This is a genomic window from Kitasatospora sp. NPDC090091, from assembly GCF_044747365.1.
GTDB lineage: Bacteria > Actinomycetota > Actinomycetes > Streptomycetales > Streptomycetaceae > Kitasatospora.
The window spans coordinates 594480-613424 of sequence record NZ_JBIVDY010000001.1 but is presented as its reverse complement, the minus strand read 5'-3'; the positions used below and the strand labels follow the sequence as shown (position 1 = coordinate 613424).

Annotated in this window: 19 protein-coding genes; all 19 read left to right on the top strand. The window is 72.3% G+C overall.

Translation table 11 applies throughout. From position 1 onward, the window contains the following. The first annotated feature begins 32 nt into the window (after window positions 1-32). The 19 genes from arc to ACIPSC_RS02670 all read left to right on the top strand — a co-directional run bounded on the left by arc (window position 33) and on the right by ACIPSC_RS02670 (window position 18873). Window positions 33-1799: a proteasome ATPase gene (gene arc, locus ACIPSC_RS02760; protein WP_400822424.1), complete on the top strand. Its 1767-nt coding sequence runs from the start codon at window positions 33-35 to the stop codon at window positions 1797-1799. A 240-nt stretch (window positions 1800-2039) separates the two neighbouring features. After that, complete coding sequence (gene dop / locus ACIPSC_RS02755) at window positions 2040-3551, top strand: depupylase/deamidase Dop (RefSeq protein WP_400822422.1); 1512 nt, start codon at window positions 2040-2042, stop codon at window positions 3549-3551. 173 nt (window positions 3552-3724) lie between these two features. Then, entirely contained in the window at window positions 3725-3943 is a 219-nt protein-coding gene (locus ACIPSC_RS02750) for a ubiquitin-like protein Pup (RefSeq protein WP_238739917.1), read from the top strand. A 163-nt stretch (window positions 3944-4106) separates the two neighbouring features. Then, on the top strand, window positions 4107-4949 hold the full coding sequence (prcB, locus tag ACIPSC_RS02745) for a proteasome subunit beta (RefSeq protein WP_400822421.1): 843 nt from the start codon (window positions 4107-4109) through the stop codon (window positions 4947-4949). 30 nt (window positions 4950-4979) lie between these two features. Next, a complete protein-coding gene (gene prcA, locus ACIPSC_RS02740) occupies window positions 4980-5738 on the top strand; it encodes a proteasome subunit alpha (RefSeq protein WP_400822420.1) in 759 nt (252 codons plus the stop codon). 122 nt (window positions 5739-5860) lie between these two features. Further along, window positions 5861-7222 carry a Pup--protein ligase gene (gene pafA, locus ACIPSC_RS02735; RefSeq protein ID WP_238739914.1) on the top strand — a complete coding sequence of 454 codons (1362 nt, stop codon included), beginning with the start codon at window positions 5861-5863 and terminating at the stop codon, window positions 7220-7222. A 159-nt stretch (window positions 7223-7381) separates the two neighbouring features. Next, the gene (locus ACIPSC_RS02730) at window positions 7382-8368 is read left to right on the top strand and encodes an FKBP-type peptidyl-prolyl cis-trans isomerase (protein WP_400822419.1); all 987 of its coding nucleotides are present in this window, start codon (window positions 7382-7384) and stop codon (window positions 8366-8368) included. Between the two features lie 218 nt (window positions 8369-8586). Then, entirely contained in the window at window positions 8587-9903 is a 1317-nt protein-coding gene (locus ACIPSC_RS02725) for an FKBP-type peptidyl-prolyl cis-trans isomerase (RefSeq protein ID WP_400822418.1), read from the top strand. A 161-nt stretch (window positions 9904-10064) separates the two neighbouring features. Beyond that, window positions 10065-10439, top strand: coding sequence for an FKBP-type peptidyl-prolyl cis-trans isomerase (locus ACIPSC_RS02720; protein ID WP_313763036.1), 375 nt, complete (start codon window positions 10065-10067; stop codon window positions 10437-10439). Between the two features lie 178 nt (window positions 10440-10617). Beyond that, complete coding sequence (locus tag ACIPSC_RS02715) at window positions 10618-11643, top strand: helix-turn-helix transcriptional regulator (protein ID WP_400822415.1); 1026 nt, start codon at window positions 10618-10620, stop codon at window positions 11641-11643. Further along, window positions 11640-12614 (top strand): helix-turn-helix transcriptional regulator, encoded by a 975-nt coding sequence (locus ACIPSC_RS02710; protein ID WP_400822414.1) that lies wholly within the window; start codon window positions 11640-11642, stop codon window positions 12612-12614. Before ACIPSC_RS02715 ends, ACIPSC_RS02710 begins: the two co-directional genes overlap by 4 nt. Window positions 12615-12619: 5 nt before the next feature. Beyond that, window positions 12620-12850: a hypothetical protein gene (locus ACIPSC_RS02705; RefSeq protein WP_400822413.1), complete on the top strand. Its 231-nt coding sequence runs from the start codon at window positions 12620-12622 to the stop codon at window positions 12848-12850. A 51-nt stretch (window positions 12851-12901) separates the two neighbouring features. Continuing rightward, window positions 12902-13078, top strand: a complete 177-nt coding sequence (locus tag ACIPSC_RS02700; RefSeq protein WP_400822412.1) for a hypothetical protein — start codon at window positions 12902-12904, stop codon at window positions 13076-13078. A 240-nt stretch (window positions 13079-13318) separates the two neighbouring features. Further along, window positions 13319-13612 carry a Sec-independent protein translocase subunit TatA gene (gene tatA, locus ACIPSC_RS02695; RefSeq protein ID WP_400822411.1) on the top strand — a complete coding sequence of 98 codons (294 nt, stop codon included), beginning with the start codon at window positions 13319-13321 and terminating at the stop codon, window positions 13610-13612. A gap of 142 nt (window positions 13613-13754) precedes the next feature. Continuing rightward, window positions 13755-14645: a twin-arginine translocase subunit TatC gene (gene tatC / locus ACIPSC_RS02690; protein WP_400822503.1), complete on the top strand. Its 891-nt coding sequence runs from the start codon at window positions 13755-13757 to the stop codon at window positions 14643-14645. Window positions 14646-14778: 133 nt separating this feature from the next. Next, entirely contained in the window at window positions 14779-15948 is a 1170-nt protein-coding gene (locus ACIPSC_RS02685; protein ID WP_400822410.1) for an NAD(P)/FAD-dependent oxidoreductase, read from the top strand. A 159-nt stretch (window positions 15949-16107) separates the two neighbouring features. After that, entirely contained in the window at window positions 16108-16437 is a 330-nt protein-coding gene (locus tag ACIPSC_RS02680) for a (2Fe-2S)-binding protein (RefSeq protein WP_238739905.1), read from the top strand. Continuing rightward, a complete protein-coding gene (locus tag ACIPSC_RS02675) occupies window positions 16418-17860 on the top strand; it encodes an NAD(P)/FAD-dependent oxidoreductase (RefSeq protein ID WP_400822408.1) in 1443 nt (480 codons plus the stop codon). The genes ACIPSC_RS02680 and ACIPSC_RS02675 overlap by 20 nt, the downstream gene beginning before the upstream one ends. 149 nt (window positions 17861-18009) lie before the next feature. Continuing rightward, window positions 18010-18873: a dihydrodipicolinate synthase family protein gene (locus tag ACIPSC_RS02670; protein WP_400822502.1), complete on the top strand. Its 864-nt coding sequence runs from the start codon at window positions 18010-18012 to the stop codon at window positions 18871-18873. Window positions 18874-18945: the final 72 nt, after the last annotated feature.

Here is an 18945-nt window from a genome sequence, read left to right as displayed (position 1 = left end):
AAGCGTCCAGCTCCCCGGAGGAGGTGAGGACCGTGGCAGCCCACGATGACGACTACAACCGCAGCACCGGCAGGCCCGCTCGTGGTTCCGACGAGGCCGCTCAGGTCTCGTACCTTGAGCAGGAAATCGCCGTGCTGCGCCGCAAGCTCGCCGACTCGCCGCGCAATTCGAGAATCCTCGAAGAGCGGATCGTCGAGCTCCAGACCAACCTGGCCGGCGTGACCGCCCAGAACGAACGGCTCGCCTCCACCCTGCGCGAGGCCCGCGACCAGATCGTGGCCCTCAAGGAGGAAGTGGACCGGCTGGCACAGCCCCCGGCCGGTTTCGGCACCTTCCTCACCCAGAACGAGGACGGCACCGCCGACATCTTCACCGGGGGGCGCAAGCTCCGCGTGAACGTCAGCCCCAACGTCGACCTCGACGAGCTGCGGCGCGGCCAGGAGGTGATGCTCAACGAGGCCCTCAACATCGTGGACGCGATGGCCTTCGAGCGCATCGGCGACATCGTCACCCTCAAGGAGGTCCTGGAGGACGGCGAGCGCGCCCTGGTCATCGGGCACACCGACGAGGAGCGGGTGGTGCGGCTCGCCGAACCGCTGCGCGAGGCCACGATCCGGGCGGGGGACGCCCTGCTGCTGGAGCCCCGCTCCGGCTACGTGTACGAGGTCGTGCCGAAGGCCGAGGTCGAGGAGCTGGTCCTCGAAGAGGTCCCGGACATCGACTACCGCCAGATCGGCGGCCTGAGCAACCAGATCGAGCAGATCCGCGACGCGGTCGAGCTGCCCTACCTGCACGCCGACCTCTTCAAGGAGTTCGAGCTGCGCCCGCCCAAGGGCGTGCTGCTCTACGGCCCGCCCGGCTGCGGCAAGACGCTGATCGCCAAGGCGGTGGCCAACTCGCTGGCCAAGAAGGTCGCCGAGGTCACCGGCCGCCCCCAGGGCAAGAGCTACTTCCTCAACATCAAGGGCCCCGAGCTGCTCAACAAGTACGTGGGCGAGACCGAGCGGCAGATCCGCCTGGTCTTCCAGCGGGCCCGGGAGAAGGCCGGCGAGGGCACCCCCGTCATCGTCTTCTTCGACGAGATGGAGTCGCTCTTCCGCACCCGCGGCTCCGGTGTCAGCTCGGACGTGGAGAACACCATCGTCCCGCAGCTGCTCGCCGAGATCGACGGCGTGGAGGGCCTGGAGAACGTCATCGTGATCGGCGCCTCCAACCGCGAGGACATGATCGACCCGGCGATCCTGCGGCCCGGCCGCCTGGACGTCAAGATCAAGATCGAGCGCCCGGACGCCGAGGCCGCGAAGGACATCTTCTCCAAGTACCTCAAGGACACGCTGCCGTTCCACCCGGACGACCTCAAGGAGCACGACGGCTCCGTCGAGACCACGGTGGCGGCGATGATCCAGTCGGTCGTGGAGCGGATGTACTCCGAGACCGAGGAGAACCGCTTCCTGGAGGTCACCTACGCCAACGGTGACAAGGAGGTCCTGTACTTCAAGGACTTCAACTCCGGCGCCATGATCCAGAACATCGTCGACCGCGCCAAGAAGATGGCCATCAAGGACTTCCTCGACCACGGCCAGCGCGGTCTGCGCGTCTCCCACCTGCTCGCCGCCTGCGTGGACGAGTTCAAGGAGAACGAGGACCTGCCGAACACCACCAACCCGGACGACTGGGCCCGCATCTCCGGCAAGAAGGGCGAGCGGATCGTCTTCATCCGCACGCTCGTCACCGGGAAGCAGGGCGCCGAGTCCGGCCGCTCCATCGACACTGTCGCCAACACCGGGCAGTACCTGTAACGACGCGCTGCGCACGCCGCAGCGCCCCGGGCCGGCAGCGGTCCCCGGAGCAGCACGCACCCGTCCGGCTGTGGCGCCTCGCGGCCCCGCAGCCGGACGGCGCGTCTCGGGGCCCGCGTGTCGGTGCCGCGTTCTAGGCTCGACCCACCGTTCGCGGGCAGACCGCCGGCGTCGGTGTTGTTCAGCGGTACGTCAGCGTGTTCCGTCCGCGGGGGCGGTGCACCGGGCAAGGAGGGCCGCATGACCGTACGGCGCGTGATGGGCATCGAGACCGAGTACGGGATCTCCGTGCCCGGGCACCCCAACGCCAACGCCATGCTCACCTCGTCCCAGATCGTCAACGCCTACGCGGCGGCGATGCACCGGGCGCGGCGGGCCCGCTGGGACTTCGAGGAGGAGAATCCGCTGCGCGACGCCCGGGGCTTCGACCTCGCGCGCGACGTCGCGGACGCCAGCCAGCTGACCGACGAGGACATCGGCCTCGCCAACGTCATCCTGACCAACGGCGCGCGGTTCTACGTCGACCACGCGCACCCCGAGTACAGCTCGCCCGAGGTGACCAACCCGCGCGACGCCGTGCTCTGGGACAAGGCCGGCGAGCGGATCATGGCGGCCGCCGCCCAGCGCGCCCTGGAACTGCCCAACGGGCAGACCATCCACCTCTACAAGAACAACACCGACAACAAGGGCGCCTCCTACGGCACCCACGAGAACTACCTGATGAAGCGGGCGACGCCGTTCGCCGACATCGTCCGCCACCTCACCCCGTTCTTCGTCTCGCGCCAGGTGGTCACCGGCGCCGGCCGGGTCGGCATCGGCCAGGACGGCTCCGCCAACGGCTTCCAGATCAGCCAGCGGGCCGACTACTTCGAGGTCGAGGTCGGCCTGGAGACCACCCTCAAGCGGCCGATCATCAACACCCGCGACGAGCCGCACGCCGACGCCGAGAAGTACCGCCGGCTGCATGTGATCATCGGGGACGCGAACCTCTCCGAGATCTCCACCTACCTCAAGCTGGGCACCACCTCGCTGGTCCTGGCGATGATCGAGGACGCCTTCATCGCCTCCGACCTCGCCGTCGACCAGCCGGTGCGCACCCTGCACCGGGTCTCCCACGACCCGACGCTGAAGCACCTGATCACGCTGCGCAACGGCCGCAAGCTCACCGCCGTCCAGCTGCAGCTGGAGTACTTCGAGCTGGCCCGCAAGTACGTCGAGGACCGCTTCGGCAACGACGCCGACGAGCAGACCGTCGACGTGCTGGCCCGCTGGGAGGACGTGCTGGGCAAGCTGGAGCGCGACCCGATGTCGCTCTCCAAGCAGCTGGACTGGATCGCCAAGCGGGAGATCCTGGAGGGCTACCGCAGCCGGGACGCCCTGGAGTGGGACAACTCCCGGCTCCACCTGGTCGACCTCCAGTACAGCGACGTGCGGCCCGAGAAGGGCCTCTACAACCGTCTGGTGGCCCGCGGCAGGTTCGAGCGGCTGCTCACCGAGGAAGAGGTCGAGCGGGCCGTCACCAAGCCTCCGGAGGACACCAGGGCCTACTTCCGCGGGCGCTGCCTGGAGCAGTACGCCGAGCACGTGGCCGCGGCCTCCTGGGACTCGGTGATCTTCGACCTGCCGGGCCGGGACTCGCTCCAGCGGGTGCCCACCCTGGAGCCGCTGCGCGGCACCCGCAACCACGTCAAGGAGCTGCTGGACCGCTGCCGCACGGCCGAGGACCTGCTCCGGGTGCTGGCCGGCGGGTAACTTTTCGATCACCATGGGTGAACGTCCGCCGAATGGGAATCATCCGGGGTGGCAGCGGGTGTTGGACAGGAAGCGCCACCGGCAAACCGGAGCGGGTAGTCGCACCTTGTGTATAGGGTCGGTGCAGCAAGCAACGACCAAACCGTGCCAGACGATCGAGCGGGGTGAGGGAAATGGCGAGCAAGGACACCGGCGGCGGCCAGCAGCGGGCGAACCGCTCCTCCGAGGAGGTCGAGGAGCAGGCCGCGGAAGCGCAGAATTCCGACGACCTCAAGGAGCGCCAGGAAAAGCTGAGCGACGACGTCGACGCGGTTCTGGACGAAATCGACGAGGTGCTGGAGTCGAATGCCGAGGATTTCGTGCGGCAGTTTGTCCAGAAGGGCGGCGAGTAGCCCCGTCCCGGGCATTCGGGAATTCGCGGAGGAGACCGCCGGAAGCGGGCGGGCGGCAGGGGCCGTCCGCCCGCCCGGGTCCGGCCGCTACCCGCACGGACGTTGATCGTCGGGCGGGTAGGGTGCGGGCAGAACGCGCTTCAAGCTACCTGGAAGGAATCGTGTGGAAGCCAACACTCGTGGCACCGGGCGTCTACCGGCTGCCTTCCTGACCCCGGGGTCCTCGTCGTTCCTCGACTTCCTGGCCGAGCACCAGCCGGAGCTGATTCCGGGTCGGCGCGGGCTGCCCGAGGGCGTCGTGGTCGAGGCCCCGCACGGGACGACGATCGTCTCCGCGGTGTTCGACGGCGGCGTGGTCCTCGCGGGTGACCGCCGCGCCACCATGGGCAACGTGATCGCCCAGCGCGACATCGAGAAGGTCTTCCCGGCGGACGAGTACAGCGCCGTCGGCATCGCCGGCACCGCCGGCCTCGCGGTCGAGATGGTCCGGCTGTTCCAGCTGGAGCTGGAGCACTACGAGAAGATCGAGGGCACCGTGCTCTCCCTGGAGGGCAAGGCCAACCGCCTCACCACCATGATCCGGGGCAACCTCGGCATGGCGATGCAGGGCCTGGCGGTCGTCCCGCTCTTCGCCGGCTACGACCTGGACCAGGGGCGCGGCCGGATCTTCACCTACGACGTCACGGGCGGCCGCTCCGAGGAGCGCGGGTTCGCCGCCACCGGCTCGGGCTCGGTCTTCGCCCGCGGCTCGATGAAGAAGCTCTACCGCGACGACCTGACGGCCGAGCAGGCCGCCACCCTGGTCGTCCAGGCGCTCTACGACGCGGCCGACGACGACTCCGCCACCGGCGGGCCTGACCTCGCCCGCAAGATCTTCCCGATCGTCTCGCTGATCACCGAGGACGGCTTCCGCCGGCTCACCGAGGCCGAGGTCTCGGAGATCGCGGTCTCCATCACCGACCAGCGCCTCACCCACCCCAACGGCCCGCAGGCCCCGCTGCTCTAGCCACACCTACCAAGGAAGGGACGACCGCCGGTGTCGACACCGTTCTACGTCTCGCCCCAGCAGGCCATGGCGGACCGCGCGGAGTACGCCCGCAAGGGCATCGCGCGCGGTCGCAGCGTGGTCGTGCTCACCTACGCCGACGGCATCGTCTTCGTCGCCGAGAACACCTCCCGGGCGCTCCACAAGGTCTCCGAGATCTACGACAAGATCGCCTTCGCGGCGGTCGGCCGGTACAACGAGTTCGAGAACCTGCGCATCGGCGGCGTCCGCTACGCCGACCTGCGCGGCTACTCCTACGACCGGGCCGACGTCACCGCCCGGGGCCTGGCCAACGTCTACGCCCAGACGCTCGGCACCATCTTCTCCTCGGTCGGCGAGAAGCCGTACGAGGTGGAGCTGATCGTGGCCGAGGTCGGCCGCACCCCCGACGAGGACCAGATCTACCGGCTCACGCCGGACGGCTCGGTCGTCGACGAGAAGAACTACGTGGTGGTGGGCGGCAACGCCGACTCGATCGGCAACTACCTGGGGCAGCGCCACCGCAGCGGGCTCTCGCTCACCGAGGCGGTCAAGGTCGCCGTGGACTCCCTCGCCCGGGACCCGAACGGCGGCACCCCGCGCACCCTCACCCCCGAACAGCTGGAGGTGGCGGTGCTGGACCGCCAGCGCTTCCAGCAGCGCAAGTTCAAGCGGATCCTGGGCGGCCAGCTCGCCCGGCTGCTCGACGGCGACCAGTCCGCCGAGACGGACGACGAGGAGAAGCCGGCGGCCGCAGGGCCGTCGGATTAGCAGTACCCGGCGAGTCCCGTACGGCGGCGGTCCGCCGGCGTACGGGGCTCCGGTGCCCCTGCGGCGGCCGGTACGGCGTCGCGGAGGCGGTTTCGGACAGCTCCCATCTAGGAGGACGCCTCATGGACCGCCGGATCTTCGGGCTGGAGAACGAGTACGGCGTCACCTGCACGTTCCGCGGGCAGCGGCGGCTGTCGCCGGACGAGGTGGCACGGTACCTCTTCCGCCGTGTTGTCTCCTGGGGCCGCAGCAGCAACGTGTTCCTGCGCAACGGTGCCCGGCTCTACCTCGACGTCGGCTCCCACCCCGAGTACGCCACCCCCGAGTGCGACGACGTCGTCGAGCTGGTGACGCACGACAAGGCCGGCGAGCGCATCCTCGAAGGCCTCCTGGTGGACGCCGAGCGGCGGCTGCACGAGGAGGGCATCGCGGGGGACGTCTACCTCTTCAAGAACAACACCGACTCGGCCGGCAACTCCTACGGCTGCCACGAGAACTACCTGGTGGCCCGGCACGGCGAGTTCTCCCGGCTGGCGGACGTCCTGATCCCGTTCCTGGTGACCAGGCAGCTGATCTGCGGCGCCGGCAAGGTGCTGCAGACCCCGCGCGGTGCGGTCTACTGCGTCAGCCAGCGCGCCGAGCACATCTGGGAGGGCGTGAGCTCGGCGACCACCCGCTCCCGCCCGATCATCAACACCCGCGACGAGCCGCACGCCGACGCCGAGCGCTACCGCCGGCTGCACGTCATCGTCGGCGACTCCAACATGTCGGAGACCACCACCCTGCTCAAGGTGGGCGCCACCGACCTGGTGCTGCGGCTGATCGAGGCCGGGGTGGTGATGCGCGACCTCACGCTGGAGAACCCGATCCGGGCGATCCGCGAGGTCAGCCACGACCTCACCGGCACCCACCAGGTCCGGCTCGCCAACGGCCGGGAGGCCAGCGCGCTGGACATCCAGGAGGAGTACTTCACCAAGGCGCTGGAGTTCGCCGACCGCAAGGGCATCAACACCGGGACCATCGCCCGGGTGCTGGACCTCTGGGGCCGCACCCTGGAGGCGGTCCGCACCGAGCGGCTCGACGGCGTGGCCGGCGAGATCGACTGGATCATGAAGTACAAGCTCATCGAGCGCTACCGCGAGAAGCACCAGATGAGCATGTCGAACCCGCGGATCGCCCAGATCGACCTCGCGTACCACGACATCCACCGCCGGCGCGGGCTGTTCTACCTGCTCCAGGGCAAGGGCCAGGCGCAGCGGGTGACCACCGACCTCAAGACCTTCGAGGCCAAGTCGATCCCGCCGCAGACCACCCGGGCCCGGCTGCGCGGGGACTTCATCCGCCGGGCGCAGGAGCAGCGCCGGGACTTCACGGTGGACTGGGTGCACCTGAAGCTGAACGACCAGGCGCAGCGGACGGTGCTCTGCAAGGACCCGTTCCGCTCGGTGGACGAGCGGGTGGAGAAGCTGATCGCCGGGATGTGATCCCGGCGGGGCCGTGATCCCCGCGGGGGTGCGATCCCCGCGGACTGTGATCTTCGTCGGCGCCGGGCCCCGGTGGTGTCTACCGGGGCCCGGCGCCGCCTGGGCATACGCTGTCGGTCGAGTCCGGAGAGCCGACTTCGACCGACAGTTAGGAACGCCGTGCGCCGCACCGCCGGTTTGCTTCTCACCCTGCCCCTGCTCCTGGCGGTCGCCTGCAGCAGCTCCACCAAGGCGACCAGCCCGGCGACGCCCACCTCGCCCACCGCGGCCCCCACCGTGCCCTCGCCGGTGTCCGAGGCCTCGCCGATGCCGACCGTGTCGGGCGGCGGTTTCGGGAGCAAGGCCACGATCACCATCCCCGACGGACCGCCGAGCGGCCAGTTCGTCGTCAACACCGTGAGCGAGGGTGACCGCTCCACGGTGAACAAGGGCGACTGGGTGACGGTGAACTACACCGCCAAGGACTGGACGACCGGCAAGGATCTGCCGAGCTCGTACGACGCCGGCGGCAAGCCGCAGCTGTACCAGGCGGGCAGCGGCCAGCTGGTGCCGGCGTTCGACCAGAGCGTGATCGGCAAGAAGGTCGGCAGCCGGCTGCTGGTGGTGGCCCCGCCGGCCGCGGCCTTCGGCGAACAGGGGAACACCCAGCTCGGCGTCGGCCCGGGGGACACCGTGGTGTTCGTGCTGGACATCATGGAGAGCCTGCCGCCGGACTCCACCCTCTCCGGGACGATGACGCAGCCGCCGCCGACCATGCCGCAGGTGAAGGACAACGGCAAGGCCCCCGTGACCATCACCGTCCCGCCCGGCCAGCCCGCGCCGACCGAGCTCCAGCAGGCCGTGCTGATCAAGGGCGAGGGCAAGCAGGTGAAGGCCGGGCAGACCCTGGTCGTGCAGTACACCGGGGTGCTCTGGAGCAACGGCCAGCAGTTCGACTCGTCCTGGAGCCACGGCGGTGCCCAGGCACTGCAGATCGGCACCGGCAGTGTGATCGAGGGCTGGGACAAGGGCCTGGTGGGCCAGACCGTCGGCAGCCGGGTGGAGCTGGTGGTGCCGCCGGCCCTCGGCTACAAGGACCAGGCGCAGGGCGCGGTGCCGGCGAACTCGACGCTGGTGTTCGTGATCGACATCCTTGAGGCGGTCTGAGGACCTGCGAGGTCTAGGAGCGACGGGTGGGATTCCGTACGCTTGGGCGGGCGCTCGCACATGGAAGCGTCCGCCCTCATCCTGACCTGTCATACTGCCCTCGCACTGTGGTAGGCGCCGCCGGCGTCCGGGTCCCGGGCGGCAGTGCGACAGCACCCCGGCGCTCACCACGCCGGCCGTAGACCTCGAAGACCTCGTGGCGAGATGGATGGGGAGTCATGTCTGAGAATGCGTCGAGCCCGGGCGGGGCCGGCACCGCGAACGGGAACTCCTCCGGGGACCCGGCCGACTCGCGTCCCGGCGGCCCGCTGCCCGGCGACGGCGAGTCGATCGTCGTACCGCCGTCGATCTTGAAGCAGCAGGCCGGCTGGGCTCAGCCCGGCGGGAGCAAGCCGTCGGCGGGCGCGACGAAGACCGAGGACACCCCGCAGATCTTCGCGTCCAACGTGCGCCGCCAGGACTCCTCGGAGGCTGGGTACGACGAGAACCCGCCCGGCGTCGGCAAGCTGGGTGTGATCCTCGGCACCGTGCTCACCCTGCTGCTGGTCGGCAGCGGCGTCACGCTGTACCTGGTGAACAAGGACGGCGGCGACTCGAAGTCCGACACCGCGGCCAAGCCCGACGCGGTGAAGACCGCTCCGGCCACGCCGACCGCCGACCCCGTCCCGCCGATCAAGGACAGCGCCAAGGTGCTGCCGACCATCACCGGCGAGTTCGGCAAGAAGGCCGGCATCGTGGTGCCCGGCGAGCAGGCCGACGGCAGCTTCGTGGTGAAGGTCCTCTCCGAGGGCACCGGCCCCAAGGTCGAGAAGAACTCCTGGGCCTCGGTCGACTACACCGCCAAGGACTGGACCACCGGCAAGGACATCCCCAGCTCGTACGACGAGAAGGGCAAGCCGCAGATCTTCCAGGCCGGCACCGACGCGCTGATCCCGGCGCTCGACCAGGCCGTGCTCGGCAAGAAGGCCGGCAGCCGGCTGCTGGTGGTGGCCCCGCCGGCCGCCGCGTTCGGCGCCCAGGGCAACCCGAGCATGTCGATCGGGGCCAAGGACAACCTGGTCTTCGTCATCGACGTCCGCAACGCCAACGCGCCCGACGCCGTGGTCGGCGGCACCGTCACCCCGCCGCCCGCGGACTTCCCGCAGGTGAAGGACAACGGCAAGAAGCCGGCCGAGATCACCCCGGTGAAGGGCGCCGCCGAGCCGACCGAGCTCAAGAGCCACGTCCTGATCAAGGGCACCGGCCCCAAGGTCGAGAAGGGCGAGAAGGTCGTCGTCCAGTACACCGGCGCGCTCTTCAAGGACGGCAAGGTCTTCGACTCCTCGCTGAGCAAGGGCCAGGCGTTCTCCTTCCCGGTGGGCGGCGGCCAGGTCATCGCCGGCTGGGACCAGGGCCTGGAGGGCCAGACCGTCGGCAGCCGCGTCGAGCTGGTCATCCCTGCCGCGCTGGCGTACGGCGACAAGGGCCAGGGCGACATCCCGGCCAACTCCACCCTGGTGTTCGTGGTCGACATCCTGGATGCGGGTCAGGGCTGATCCACTTTCGAGGGACAATGGTGCGCGTGTGACCTTCGGGCTCGGCCGCGTGGCCTGAGTCCGGACGGGCGGCGGGCGCCCGTACCGTGGTCCGGGAACGGACCGGGTGCGGGCGCCCGCCGCTTGGTCATGGATGGAACCGAAACCGAGAAGAGGCAGTTGTGAGCAACAAGACGAAGCCGGAGATCGACTTCCCGGGCGGCGACGCCCCGACCGAGCTCCAGATCCGCGACATCGAGGTCGGCACCGGCGAGGAGGCCAAGCCGGGCCAGGTCGTCGAGGTGCACTACGTCGGTGTCACCTTCGAGACCGGCGAGGAGTTCGACGCCAGCTGGAACCGCAACAGCACCTTCAAGTTCCCGCTCGGCGCCGGCCGCGTCATCAAGGGCTGGGACCAGGGCGTCGTCGGCATGAAGGTCGGCGGCCGCCGCGAGCTGGTCATCCCCGCGAAGCTGGGCTACGGCGCGCAGTCGCCGACCCCGGCCATCCCGGCGAACTCGACTCTGATCTTCGTCGTCGACCTGATCGCCGTCTGACCCGGTCCCGACCGGTCGCGAGCGAGGGCCGCACCCCCCTGCCGGGGGTGCGGCCCCACGCGTTTGCGGACTCGGCTTTTGCAGTGCGTACCGCTACCGGTACGGTCGGTCCCGCCGGGTCGAGGACCACCCGGCGGGCGCACCCCGCGCGCGGCGCGGCACACCGGAAGGGTCAGCGATGGCGATCGCCAAGGCAGAGCGGCTGATGAATCTCGCCCTGTGCCTGATGAACACCAGACGACCGCTCTCCAAGAAGGAGCTGCGGGAGTCCATCGAGGCCTACCGCGAAGCCTGGCAGAGCAGCAGCGAGGACGCCTTCAACCGGATGTTCGAGCGGGACAAGGACGACCTGCGCGAGCTCGGCCTGGTCATCGACGTTGACGAGAACGCCCTGGACGGCGAGCTCGGCTACCTCGCCCGCGCGGACCGCAACCGCCTGCCCGAGATCGCGCTGGACGCCGAGGAGGCCGCCGCGCTCACCCTGGCTGCCCGGGTCTGGCAGCAGGCCAAGATGTCCGGCGCGGCCAGCGGCGCCCTGCAGAAGCTGCGCGCCGCCGGCGTGCCCTTCACCGAGACCGAGGGCCGCACCGCCCTGGAGCCGCGCATCCCCGCCCGCGAGGCCGCCTTCGAGCCGCTGCTCACCGCCGCCCGCGACCGCCGCCCGGTCACCTTCGAGTACCGCAAGGCCGGGGCCGCCGCCGTCGAGCAGCGCGCCGTCGAGCCCTGGGCGCTGGAGTGCTGGCGCGGCCACTGGTACCTGGCCGGCTGGGACCGCGACCGCGGCGACGCCCGCGTCTTCCGGCTCAGCCGGATCACCGGGAAGGTCCGCGCCCGCTCCGGCGCCTTCCTCGGCACCGTCCCCGAGCACGTCGACGTCCGTGCCACCGTGGCCAAGTTCGCCGGCGAGGGCGCCACCGCCACCGCCGCGGTACGGGTCCGCCGGGACGCCGGATTCCCGCTGCGCACCAAGGCGCTGAGCTCCCGGCGGGTCGACGAGACCTGGGACGAGCTGGAGATCCCCTACGGCAACGGGCTCGGCGCCGACCTCGCCGAGTTCGGCCCGGACGTGCTGGTGCTCGGCCCGGAGGAGCTGCGCGCCGACGTGATCGAGCGGCTGCGCGCGGTCGCCGGCGTGGCGGCGGACGGAGCCGCTGCGGCCGACGGGGTTGCTGCGGTTGACGGTGTCGAAGGAGTACGGGCATGAGCAACGCGATCGACCAGACCCGGCGGATGCTGTCGCTGGTCACCTACCTGCGCGAGCGCCCCGGCGCCGAGGTGGCCGAGGTGGCCCGTGCCTTCGGCATCACCGAGCGCGAGCTGATCGGCGACCTCAACGTGCTGCCGATGTGCGGCACCAGCTTCCGCGGCGGCGACCTGCTCGACATCGACACCGACGGCGAGCGGATCTGGTGGCACAACGTCGACGACGTCGCCCAGCCGCTGCGGCTGGCCGCCGACGAGGCGACCGCGCTGCTGGTGGCCGCCCGTGCGGTGGCCGGCCTGCCCGGCCTGCGCGCCGGCGACCGGGAGGCGCTCACCCGCGCCGTCGCCAAGATCGAGAACGCGGCCGGGGACAGCGCCGAGGGCAGCGCCCGGGTCGGTGTCACCTTCGAGGCCGAGAGCCACGTCTTCGCCGACATCGACCGAGCGCTCAGCGAGGGCCGCCGGCTCTGGCTGCGCTACTACTCGCACGGCCGCGGCGGCATGACCGAGCGCGAGGTGGACCCGATCCGGCTGCTCACCGAGGGTCACACCTACCTGGAGGCCTGGTGCCGGACCTCCGAGGACCACCGGATGTTCCGGCTCGACCGGGTTGCCGAGATCAAGGTCCTGGACGTCCCCTCCGACCCGCCGAAGCGCGAGCCGCGCGACCTCTCCGGCGGGCTGGTCAACCCGTCCGCCGACGACCCCGAGGTGGTCGTCGAGGTCACCTCTGGTGGGCGCTGGGTCGCCGAGTACTACACCCACGACCGCGCCGAGGAACTGCCCGACGGCGGCCTGCGGATCACCCTGCGCAGCGCCGACCCCTCCCAGCTGCGCCCGCTGGCGCTGCGGCTGGGCCGGGACGGGCGGATCGTCTCGCCGCCGGAGCTCGCGGAGCAGGCACGCGCGGCGGCGCAGGAGGCGCTGGCGGCGTACGGCGAGCCGCCGGCCGCCGTGGCCGGGCTGGTCTGAGCCCCGTGGAGCCGGGGACCAGATTCAAGGTGTACTGCTCCGAGTGCCGGGAGAAGGTCGAACTGCCGGCGGAGGAGTTCCGCCTGACGTTCGGCAGCGCCCCGGAGCAGGCGCACTACAGCTTCGGCTGCCCGCTCTGCGGGGCTTCGGTGCGCAAGCCTGCGGGGGAGAAGATCGTCAAGGCGCTGACCGGGGCCGGGGTGCGGACGATGCGGCTGGTGCCGGCCGAGGGCTGACGCCCGCCGCGGGGGAGTGGCGGCGGGGCCCGGGTCGATAGGGTGGTGGGCATGTCCTGGATGCTCGTCGCCGCCGTCCTGCTCGTCACCGCCGGCCTGATGGTCCTCGGCGTCCTCGCGATCCGGCTCTGGCTGGACGTGCGGGCGCTGGCGAAGGGGGTGGACGCCGCCTCGCGCGCGCTGGCCGAGGCGGCCGGCGACCTCGCCGCGGCGGTGCCGCAGCGCTGACCGGAGCGCCCGCCCCGGCCGCGGATCCGCCCGACGTGGCGCCCGGCACATCGGGACGTCGGGGCTGCCGGGGGCTGCTGCCGGCGGCGTCGGGCGCGTTACGCTCTCAGTTGGCTCCTGCGCCGTGCGACCGGGGCCGCTGTCCTGTTCGGGCGGCCGTCGTCAGGGCGTTACCCGCCGCGGTTACCATCCCCGCAGCGGGCGGCCCACCGGTGCCGCCGTGACTGAAGGTGGTCGAGTATGCGGGTCTCGGGGACCGCGATCCTGGTGATCGTGGTTTTTGCCATTGTGCTCTTCGGCGCGAAGCGACTGCCCGAGCTGGCACGCTCGCTCGGCCAGTCGATGCGGATCCTCAAGAGCGAGGCCAAGGCGATGAAGTCCGACGGCGCCGACGAACCGGCCGCGCCGGCCCAGGGCGCGCCCGCGGTCACCGAGGCTGCACCGGCGAAGACCATCCAGGCCGCGCCGGGGGCGTCCGCGACCGCCCGGCCGGTGAACGAGCAGGCCGCCGGGGACGCCGGCCGACCGCAGTGAGCGGTGCCCGCCGTACCCGGGAACGGGTGCCGCACGCGACCATGGAGGCCCGTCGACCGGCGGGCCTCGACGCACGAGTTGAGGACCGGGGTTGAGCAAGCTCTCCAAGGCGCCGAAGGCGCCCAAGGATCCTGAGGGGCGGATGGCCCTCGCCGACCACCTGCGGGAACTGCGGAACCGCGTGGTCAAGTCGGTCCTGGTGATCGTCGTGTTCACGATCGTCGCGCTGATCTTCCACAAGCAGATCGAGTCGCTCCTGCTGAAGCCGATCCCGCGGTGCGACCCGAGCAATGCCGCGCAGTACGAAGGCCGCTGCGCACAGGTCTCCATCGTCGGCCTCACCGCCGGTTTCAACTGGATGCTCAAGGTCGCGCTGACGGCCGCCGTGGTCGCCGCCGTGCCGGTCTGGCTCTACCAGCTCTGGGCCTTCGTGGCGCCCGGCCTGCACAAGCACGAGCGCAAGTACACGGTGATCTTCATGGCCTGCGGTGCGCCGCTGTTCCTGGCGGGCGTGGGCTGCGCGTTCCTGGTGATGCCGACCACGGTCGAGGTGCTGATCTCGTTCAGCCCGACCGACACGACCCCGATCCTGCCGCCGGACGACTACTTCGACATCGCCACCCGGATGGTGCTGGTCTTCGGCCTCGCCTTCGAGTTCCCATTGCTGCTGGTGATGCTGAACATGGTCGGCATCGTCACCGGCAAGCGGCTGCTCGGCTGGTGGCGCGGCATGGTGATGGCCATCACCGTGTTCGCGGCCTTCGCCACGCCGAGCGCCGACCCGGTCAGCATGCTGGTGCTGGCGGCGCCGATCTGGGCGCTGTACTTCATCGCCGTCGGCATCGCGCTGCTCAACGACAAGCGCCGGGCCCGCCGCAACCCCGACCTCGCGCTGGACGACGAGGAGGCCTCGCACCTGGACCTCTCGGTGCAGCCGGTGAGCGGGCCGGAGGCCGTGGAGGCGTCGGCGGCCCCGGCGGGGAGCGCCCCCGTCCCGGCCGCGCGGCACGAGCAGATGGACGACATCACCTGAGCCGCCGTCCGAGACGCTGAACCGTCCTGAGGCCCCGGCCTGCCGCACCCCGGCGGGCCGGGGCTTCTGCATGGGCGCGCCGGTCCGGCGGGGCGGTCTTGGCAGGCGGGATGGCATGTGACATATTACTGTCGTGTCCAAGCCTCAGAGACCTTCCCCGGATCTCGTCGTGGTCGGCGCCGGCGTGGTCGGCGCCGCCTGCGCCTACTACGCCGCCCGCGCCGGGCTCGCCGTCGTCGTGGTCGACCGCGGTCCGGTGGCCGGCGGCACCACCGGCGCCGGCGAGGGCAACCTGCTGGTCTCCGACAAGGAGCCCGGGCCCGAGCTCGACCTCGCGCTGCTCTCCACCCGGCTCTGGCAGGACCTCGCCGAGGAGCTCGGCGAGGCGATGGAGTACGAGCCCAAGGGCGGCCTCGTCGTGGCCGCCACGCCCGCCCGGCAGGACGCCCTGCGCGCCTTCGCCGCCGAGCAGACCGAGGTCGGGGTCGTCGCCGAGGAGATCCCCGGCGAGCGGCTGCACGAGCTGGAGCCGCACCTCGCCCCCGGGCTGGCCGGCGGCTTCCACTACCCGCAGGACGCCCAGGTCCAGCCCGCGCTGGCCGCCGCCCACCTGCTCCGGGCCGCCCGCCGGGCCGGCGCCGTGCTGCACACCGGCGAGACCGTCCGCGAGCTGGTGACCGGCCCGGACGGCGCCGTGCGGGGCGTGGTGACCGACCGGCTGCGGCTGGCCGCGCCGGCCGTGGTCAACGCGGCCGGCACCTGGGGCGGCGAGCTGGCCGCGCTGGCCGGGGTGCACCTGCCGGTGCTGCCACGGCGCGGGTTCGTCCTGGTCACCGAGCCGCTGCCGCGGATCGTCCGGCGCAAGGTCTACGCCGCCGACTACGTAGCGGACGTGGCCAGCGGTTCGGCCGCGCTGCAGACCTCGGCGGTGGTGGAGGGGACGCCCGGTGGGCCGGTGCTGATCGGCGCCAGCCGGGAGCGGGTCGGGTTCGACCGGACGATGTCGGTGGAGGTGCTGCACCGGCTGGCCGCCCAGGCGGCGGCACTGTTCCCGGTGCTCGCCGAAGTCTCCGTGCTGCGCGCCTACCGGGGATTCCGGCCCTACCTGCCGGACCACCTGCCCGCGATCGGTGCGGACCCCCGGGTGCCCGGGCTGTACCACGCCTGCGGCCACGAGGGTGCGGGCATCGGGCTCGCCCCGGCGACCGGGCTGCTGATCGCCGAGCAGCTCACCGGCAAGCAGCCGGAGCTGGACCTCGCCCCCTTCCGGGCCGACCGCTTCCCGGCGGCGGCCCCGGCCTGAGCGCCGCAGAGTGCGGAGAGCGGGCCGCGGCGGCCGGTGCGGCCCGGGCGGCCCGGCGGGCAGAGCCCGGCCGACGGGGACCCGCCTCGGGCGGGGGCTGGCGCGGCGGGGGCGGCCGGAACGATCGAACAGTGGACCTTCGGAATGGAGAACGCGCGGATGAACCCGCCCAATCGGCGCCGGACCCCGGCCGCCCTGGTCGGGGCGGAGCCCGGCCCCGCCCACACGATCGAGTTCGACGGCCGGCCCGTCCCCGCGCTGCCCGGGCAGACGATCGCCGCCGCGCTCTGGGCCGACGGCGTACTGGCCTGGCGGACCACCCGGGTCGGCGGCAAGCCGCGCGGCGCGTTCTGCGGGATCGGCGTCTGCTTCGACTGCCTGGCCACCGTCGACGGGCGCCCCAACCAGCGCACCTGCCTGCTGCCGGCCGAGCCCGGCACCACCGTCACCACCCAGGAGGGCAACGGCCGTGCCGACCTCGCCGTCTGACGCCCCCCGCCCCGGCGGCGGCCCGGTGTACGACCTCGCCGTGATCGGCGCCGGCCCGGCCGGTCTCGCCGCGGCCGTGACCGCCGCCGACCTCGGCCTGCGCTGCGCCCTGCTCGACGCGGGCGCGCGCACCGGCGGCCAGTTCTACCGCCACCCCGCGCCCGGCCTCGGCGCCGCCCGCCCGGAGCGGCTGCACCACGGGTGGTCCGTCTACACCGGCCTCGCCGACCGGCTCACCGCGCACCGCGAGGCCGGCCGGGTCGACCTGCTCGGCAACCACCAGGTCTGGGCGCTGGAGCGCGCGGGCGACACGGCGTGGGCCGTGCACGCCACCCTCGGCCCCGGTGCCGACGACCGGGCGACCGTCCGGGCCGGCGCCGTGCTGCTCGCCACCGGTGCGTACGAGCGGCAGCTCCCGTTCCCCGGCTGGACGCTGCCCGGGGTGGTCACCGCCGGCGGCGCCCAGGCCATGCTCAAGTCCGGGCTGGTCCTGCCCGGCCGCCGGGTCGTGGTCGCCGGCAGCGGTCCGCTGCTGCTCGCGGCGGCCTCCTCGCTGGTCACCGCCGGGGCCGAGGTGCCCGCCGTGGTCGAGGCCACCGACTACTTCGGCTACGCCCGCCGTCCGCACGTGCTGGCCGCCGTCCCGGCCAAGCTCGCCGAGGGCGCCGTGCACGGCACCGCGTTCCTGCGTCACCGCGTCCGGCTGCGCCGCCGCGCCGCGGTCGTCGAGGCCCACGGGACCGACCGGGTCACCGCGGTCACGATCGCCAAGCTGGACGCCCGGTGGCGGCCGGTGCCCGGCACCGAGAAGCGGATCGAGTGCGACGCGCTCGCCGTCGGCCACGGCCTGCTGCCGCAGATCGAGCTCGCCACCGAGGCCGGCGCCGAGACGGTGGCGGGCCCCGACGGCGCGGTCGCGCTGAAGGTGGACGCCGGGCTGCGCACCACCGTCCCCGGGCTCTGGGCGGCCGGCGAGACCTGCGGCGTCGGCGGCGCCGACCTGGCGATCGCCGAGGGCGAGCTGGCCGCGCACGCGGTGGCCGGGGCCGCTCCGCGCGGCTCGGTGCGGCGGCGCCGCGCCCGGCTGCGGGCCTTCGCCGACCTGATGGCGGCGGCCCACCGGCCCGGCCCCGGCTGGACCGGCTGGCTGCGGCCGGACACCGACGTCTGCCGCTGCGAGGAGGTCCCCGCCGCCGCGATCACCGAGGCGGTCGAGGAGCTCGGCGCGGGCGACGCGCGGACCGTCAAGCTGCTCACCCGCGCCGGGATGGGCTGGTGCCAGGGCCGGATGTGCGGTCCGGCGGTGGCCTGCCTCTCCGGCGCGACGGGGGAGCCCCGGGCGGACAGCCGTCCCCTGTCCTGCCCGGTGCCGCTGGCGCAGCTGGCGGCGGGGGCCGCCGGGCCGGCCGGCGACGGCGCGTGAGCCCGGACCGGCCGTGAAACCGCGGTTCCGAAGCCGCGCGGCGGGGACTCTTGTCTCCGCTCGCGCGGTCCAATAAAATGTCACACCTCACCAAGGAGTCACCTGTGTCCCACACCCCGCACGACACCACCCGGCCCTGGCGCGGCATCATGGTCGCCACCACGATCCCGCTGCGCGACGACCTCTCCGTCGACTACGACGCCTACGCCGAGCACGTCCGCTGGCTGATCGACTCGGGCTGCGACGGCGTCGTCCCCAACGGCTCGCTGGGCGAGTACCAGACCCTCACCGCCGAGGAGCGCGCCCGGGTCGTCGAGGTCGCGGTCGAGGCCGCGGGCGACGGCTCGCGCGTCATGCCCGGCGTCGCCGCCTACGGCAGCGCCGAGTCCCGCCGCTGGGCCGAGCAGGCCGCCGAGGCCGGCGCCGGCTCCGTCCTGCTGCTGCCGCCGAACGCCTACCGCGCCGACCACGACGCCGTCCGCGCCCACTACGCCGAGGTGGCCAAGGCCGGCGTGCCGATCGTCGCCTACAACAACCCGATCGACACCAAGGTCGACCTCGTCCCCGCGCTGCTCGCCCAGCTGCACGGCGAGGGCTCGATCGTCGCGGTCAAGGAGTTCAGCGGCGACGTCCGCCGGGCCTACGAGATCGCCGAGCTGGCCCCCGGCCTCGACCTGCTGATCGGCGCCGACGACGTGCTGCTGGAGCTGGCGCTGGCCGGCGCGGTCGGCTGGATCGCCGGCTACCCGAACGCGCTGCCCGAGGCGAGCGTCGCCCTCTACCGCGCCGCCGTCGCGCACGAGCTGGAGACGGCGCTGCCGCTCTACAAGGCACTGCACTCGCTGCTGCGCTGGGACTCCAAGACCGAGTTCGTCCAGGCGATCAAGCTCTCCATGGACATCGCCGGCCGCCGCGGCGGTCCGACCCGGGCGCCGCGCCTGCCGCTCACCCCGGAGATCGAGGCGGCCGTCCGCGCCGCCACCGAGAAGGCGCTCGCCGAGGGTCTCGCGTAGTCCCGCCCGACGCCACCGAGGTAAGGCCGGCTGCGGGGGCAGCCGGCCCGGCCCACCACCCACCCACCCCGA

Coding starts and splice junctions, on each gene's coding strand:
- ACIPSC_RS02725 (WP_400822418.1), top strand. CDS start 8,587: ATGTCTGAGAATGCGTCGAGCCCGGGCGGGGCCGGCACCGCGAACGGG.
- ACIPSC_RS02670 (WP_400822502.1), top strand. CDS start 18,010: ATGGTCGCCACCACGATCCCGCTGCGCGACGACCTCTCCGTCGACTAC.
- ACIPSC_RS02700 (WP_400822412.1), top strand. CDS start 12,902: ATGTCCTGGATGCTCGTCGCCGCCGTCCTGCTCGTCACCGCCGGCCTG.
- tatC (WP_400822503.1), top strand. CDS start 13,755: ATGGCCCTCGCCGACCACCTGCGGGAACTGCGGAACCGCGTGGTCAAG.
- ACIPSC_RS02715 (WP_400822415.1), top strand. CDS start 10,618: ATGGCGATCGCCAAGGCAGAGCGGCTGATGAATCTCGCCCTGTGCCTG.
- dop (WP_400822422.1), top strand. CDS start 2,040: ATGACCGTACGGCGCGTGATGGGCATCGAGACCGAGTACGGGATCTCC.
- pafA (WP_238739914.1), top strand. CDS start 5,861: ATGGACCGCCGGATCTTCGGGCTGGAGAACGAGTACGGCGTCACCTGC.
- tatA (WP_400822411.1), top strand. CDS start 13,319: ATGCGGGTCTCGGGGACCGCGATCCTGGTGATCGTGGTTTTTGCCATT.
- ACIPSC_RS02680 (WP_238739905.1), top strand. CDS start 16,108: ATGAACCCGCCCAATCGGCGCCGGACCCCGGCCGCCCTGGTCGGGGCG.
- ACIPSC_RS02750 (WP_238739917.1), top strand. CDS start 3,725: ATGGCGAGCAAGGACACCGGCGGCGGCCAGCAGCGGGCGAACCGCTCC.
- ACIPSC_RS02710 (WP_400822414.1), top strand. CDS start 11,640: ATGAGCAACGCGATCGACCAGACCCGGCGGATGCTGTCGCTGGTCACC.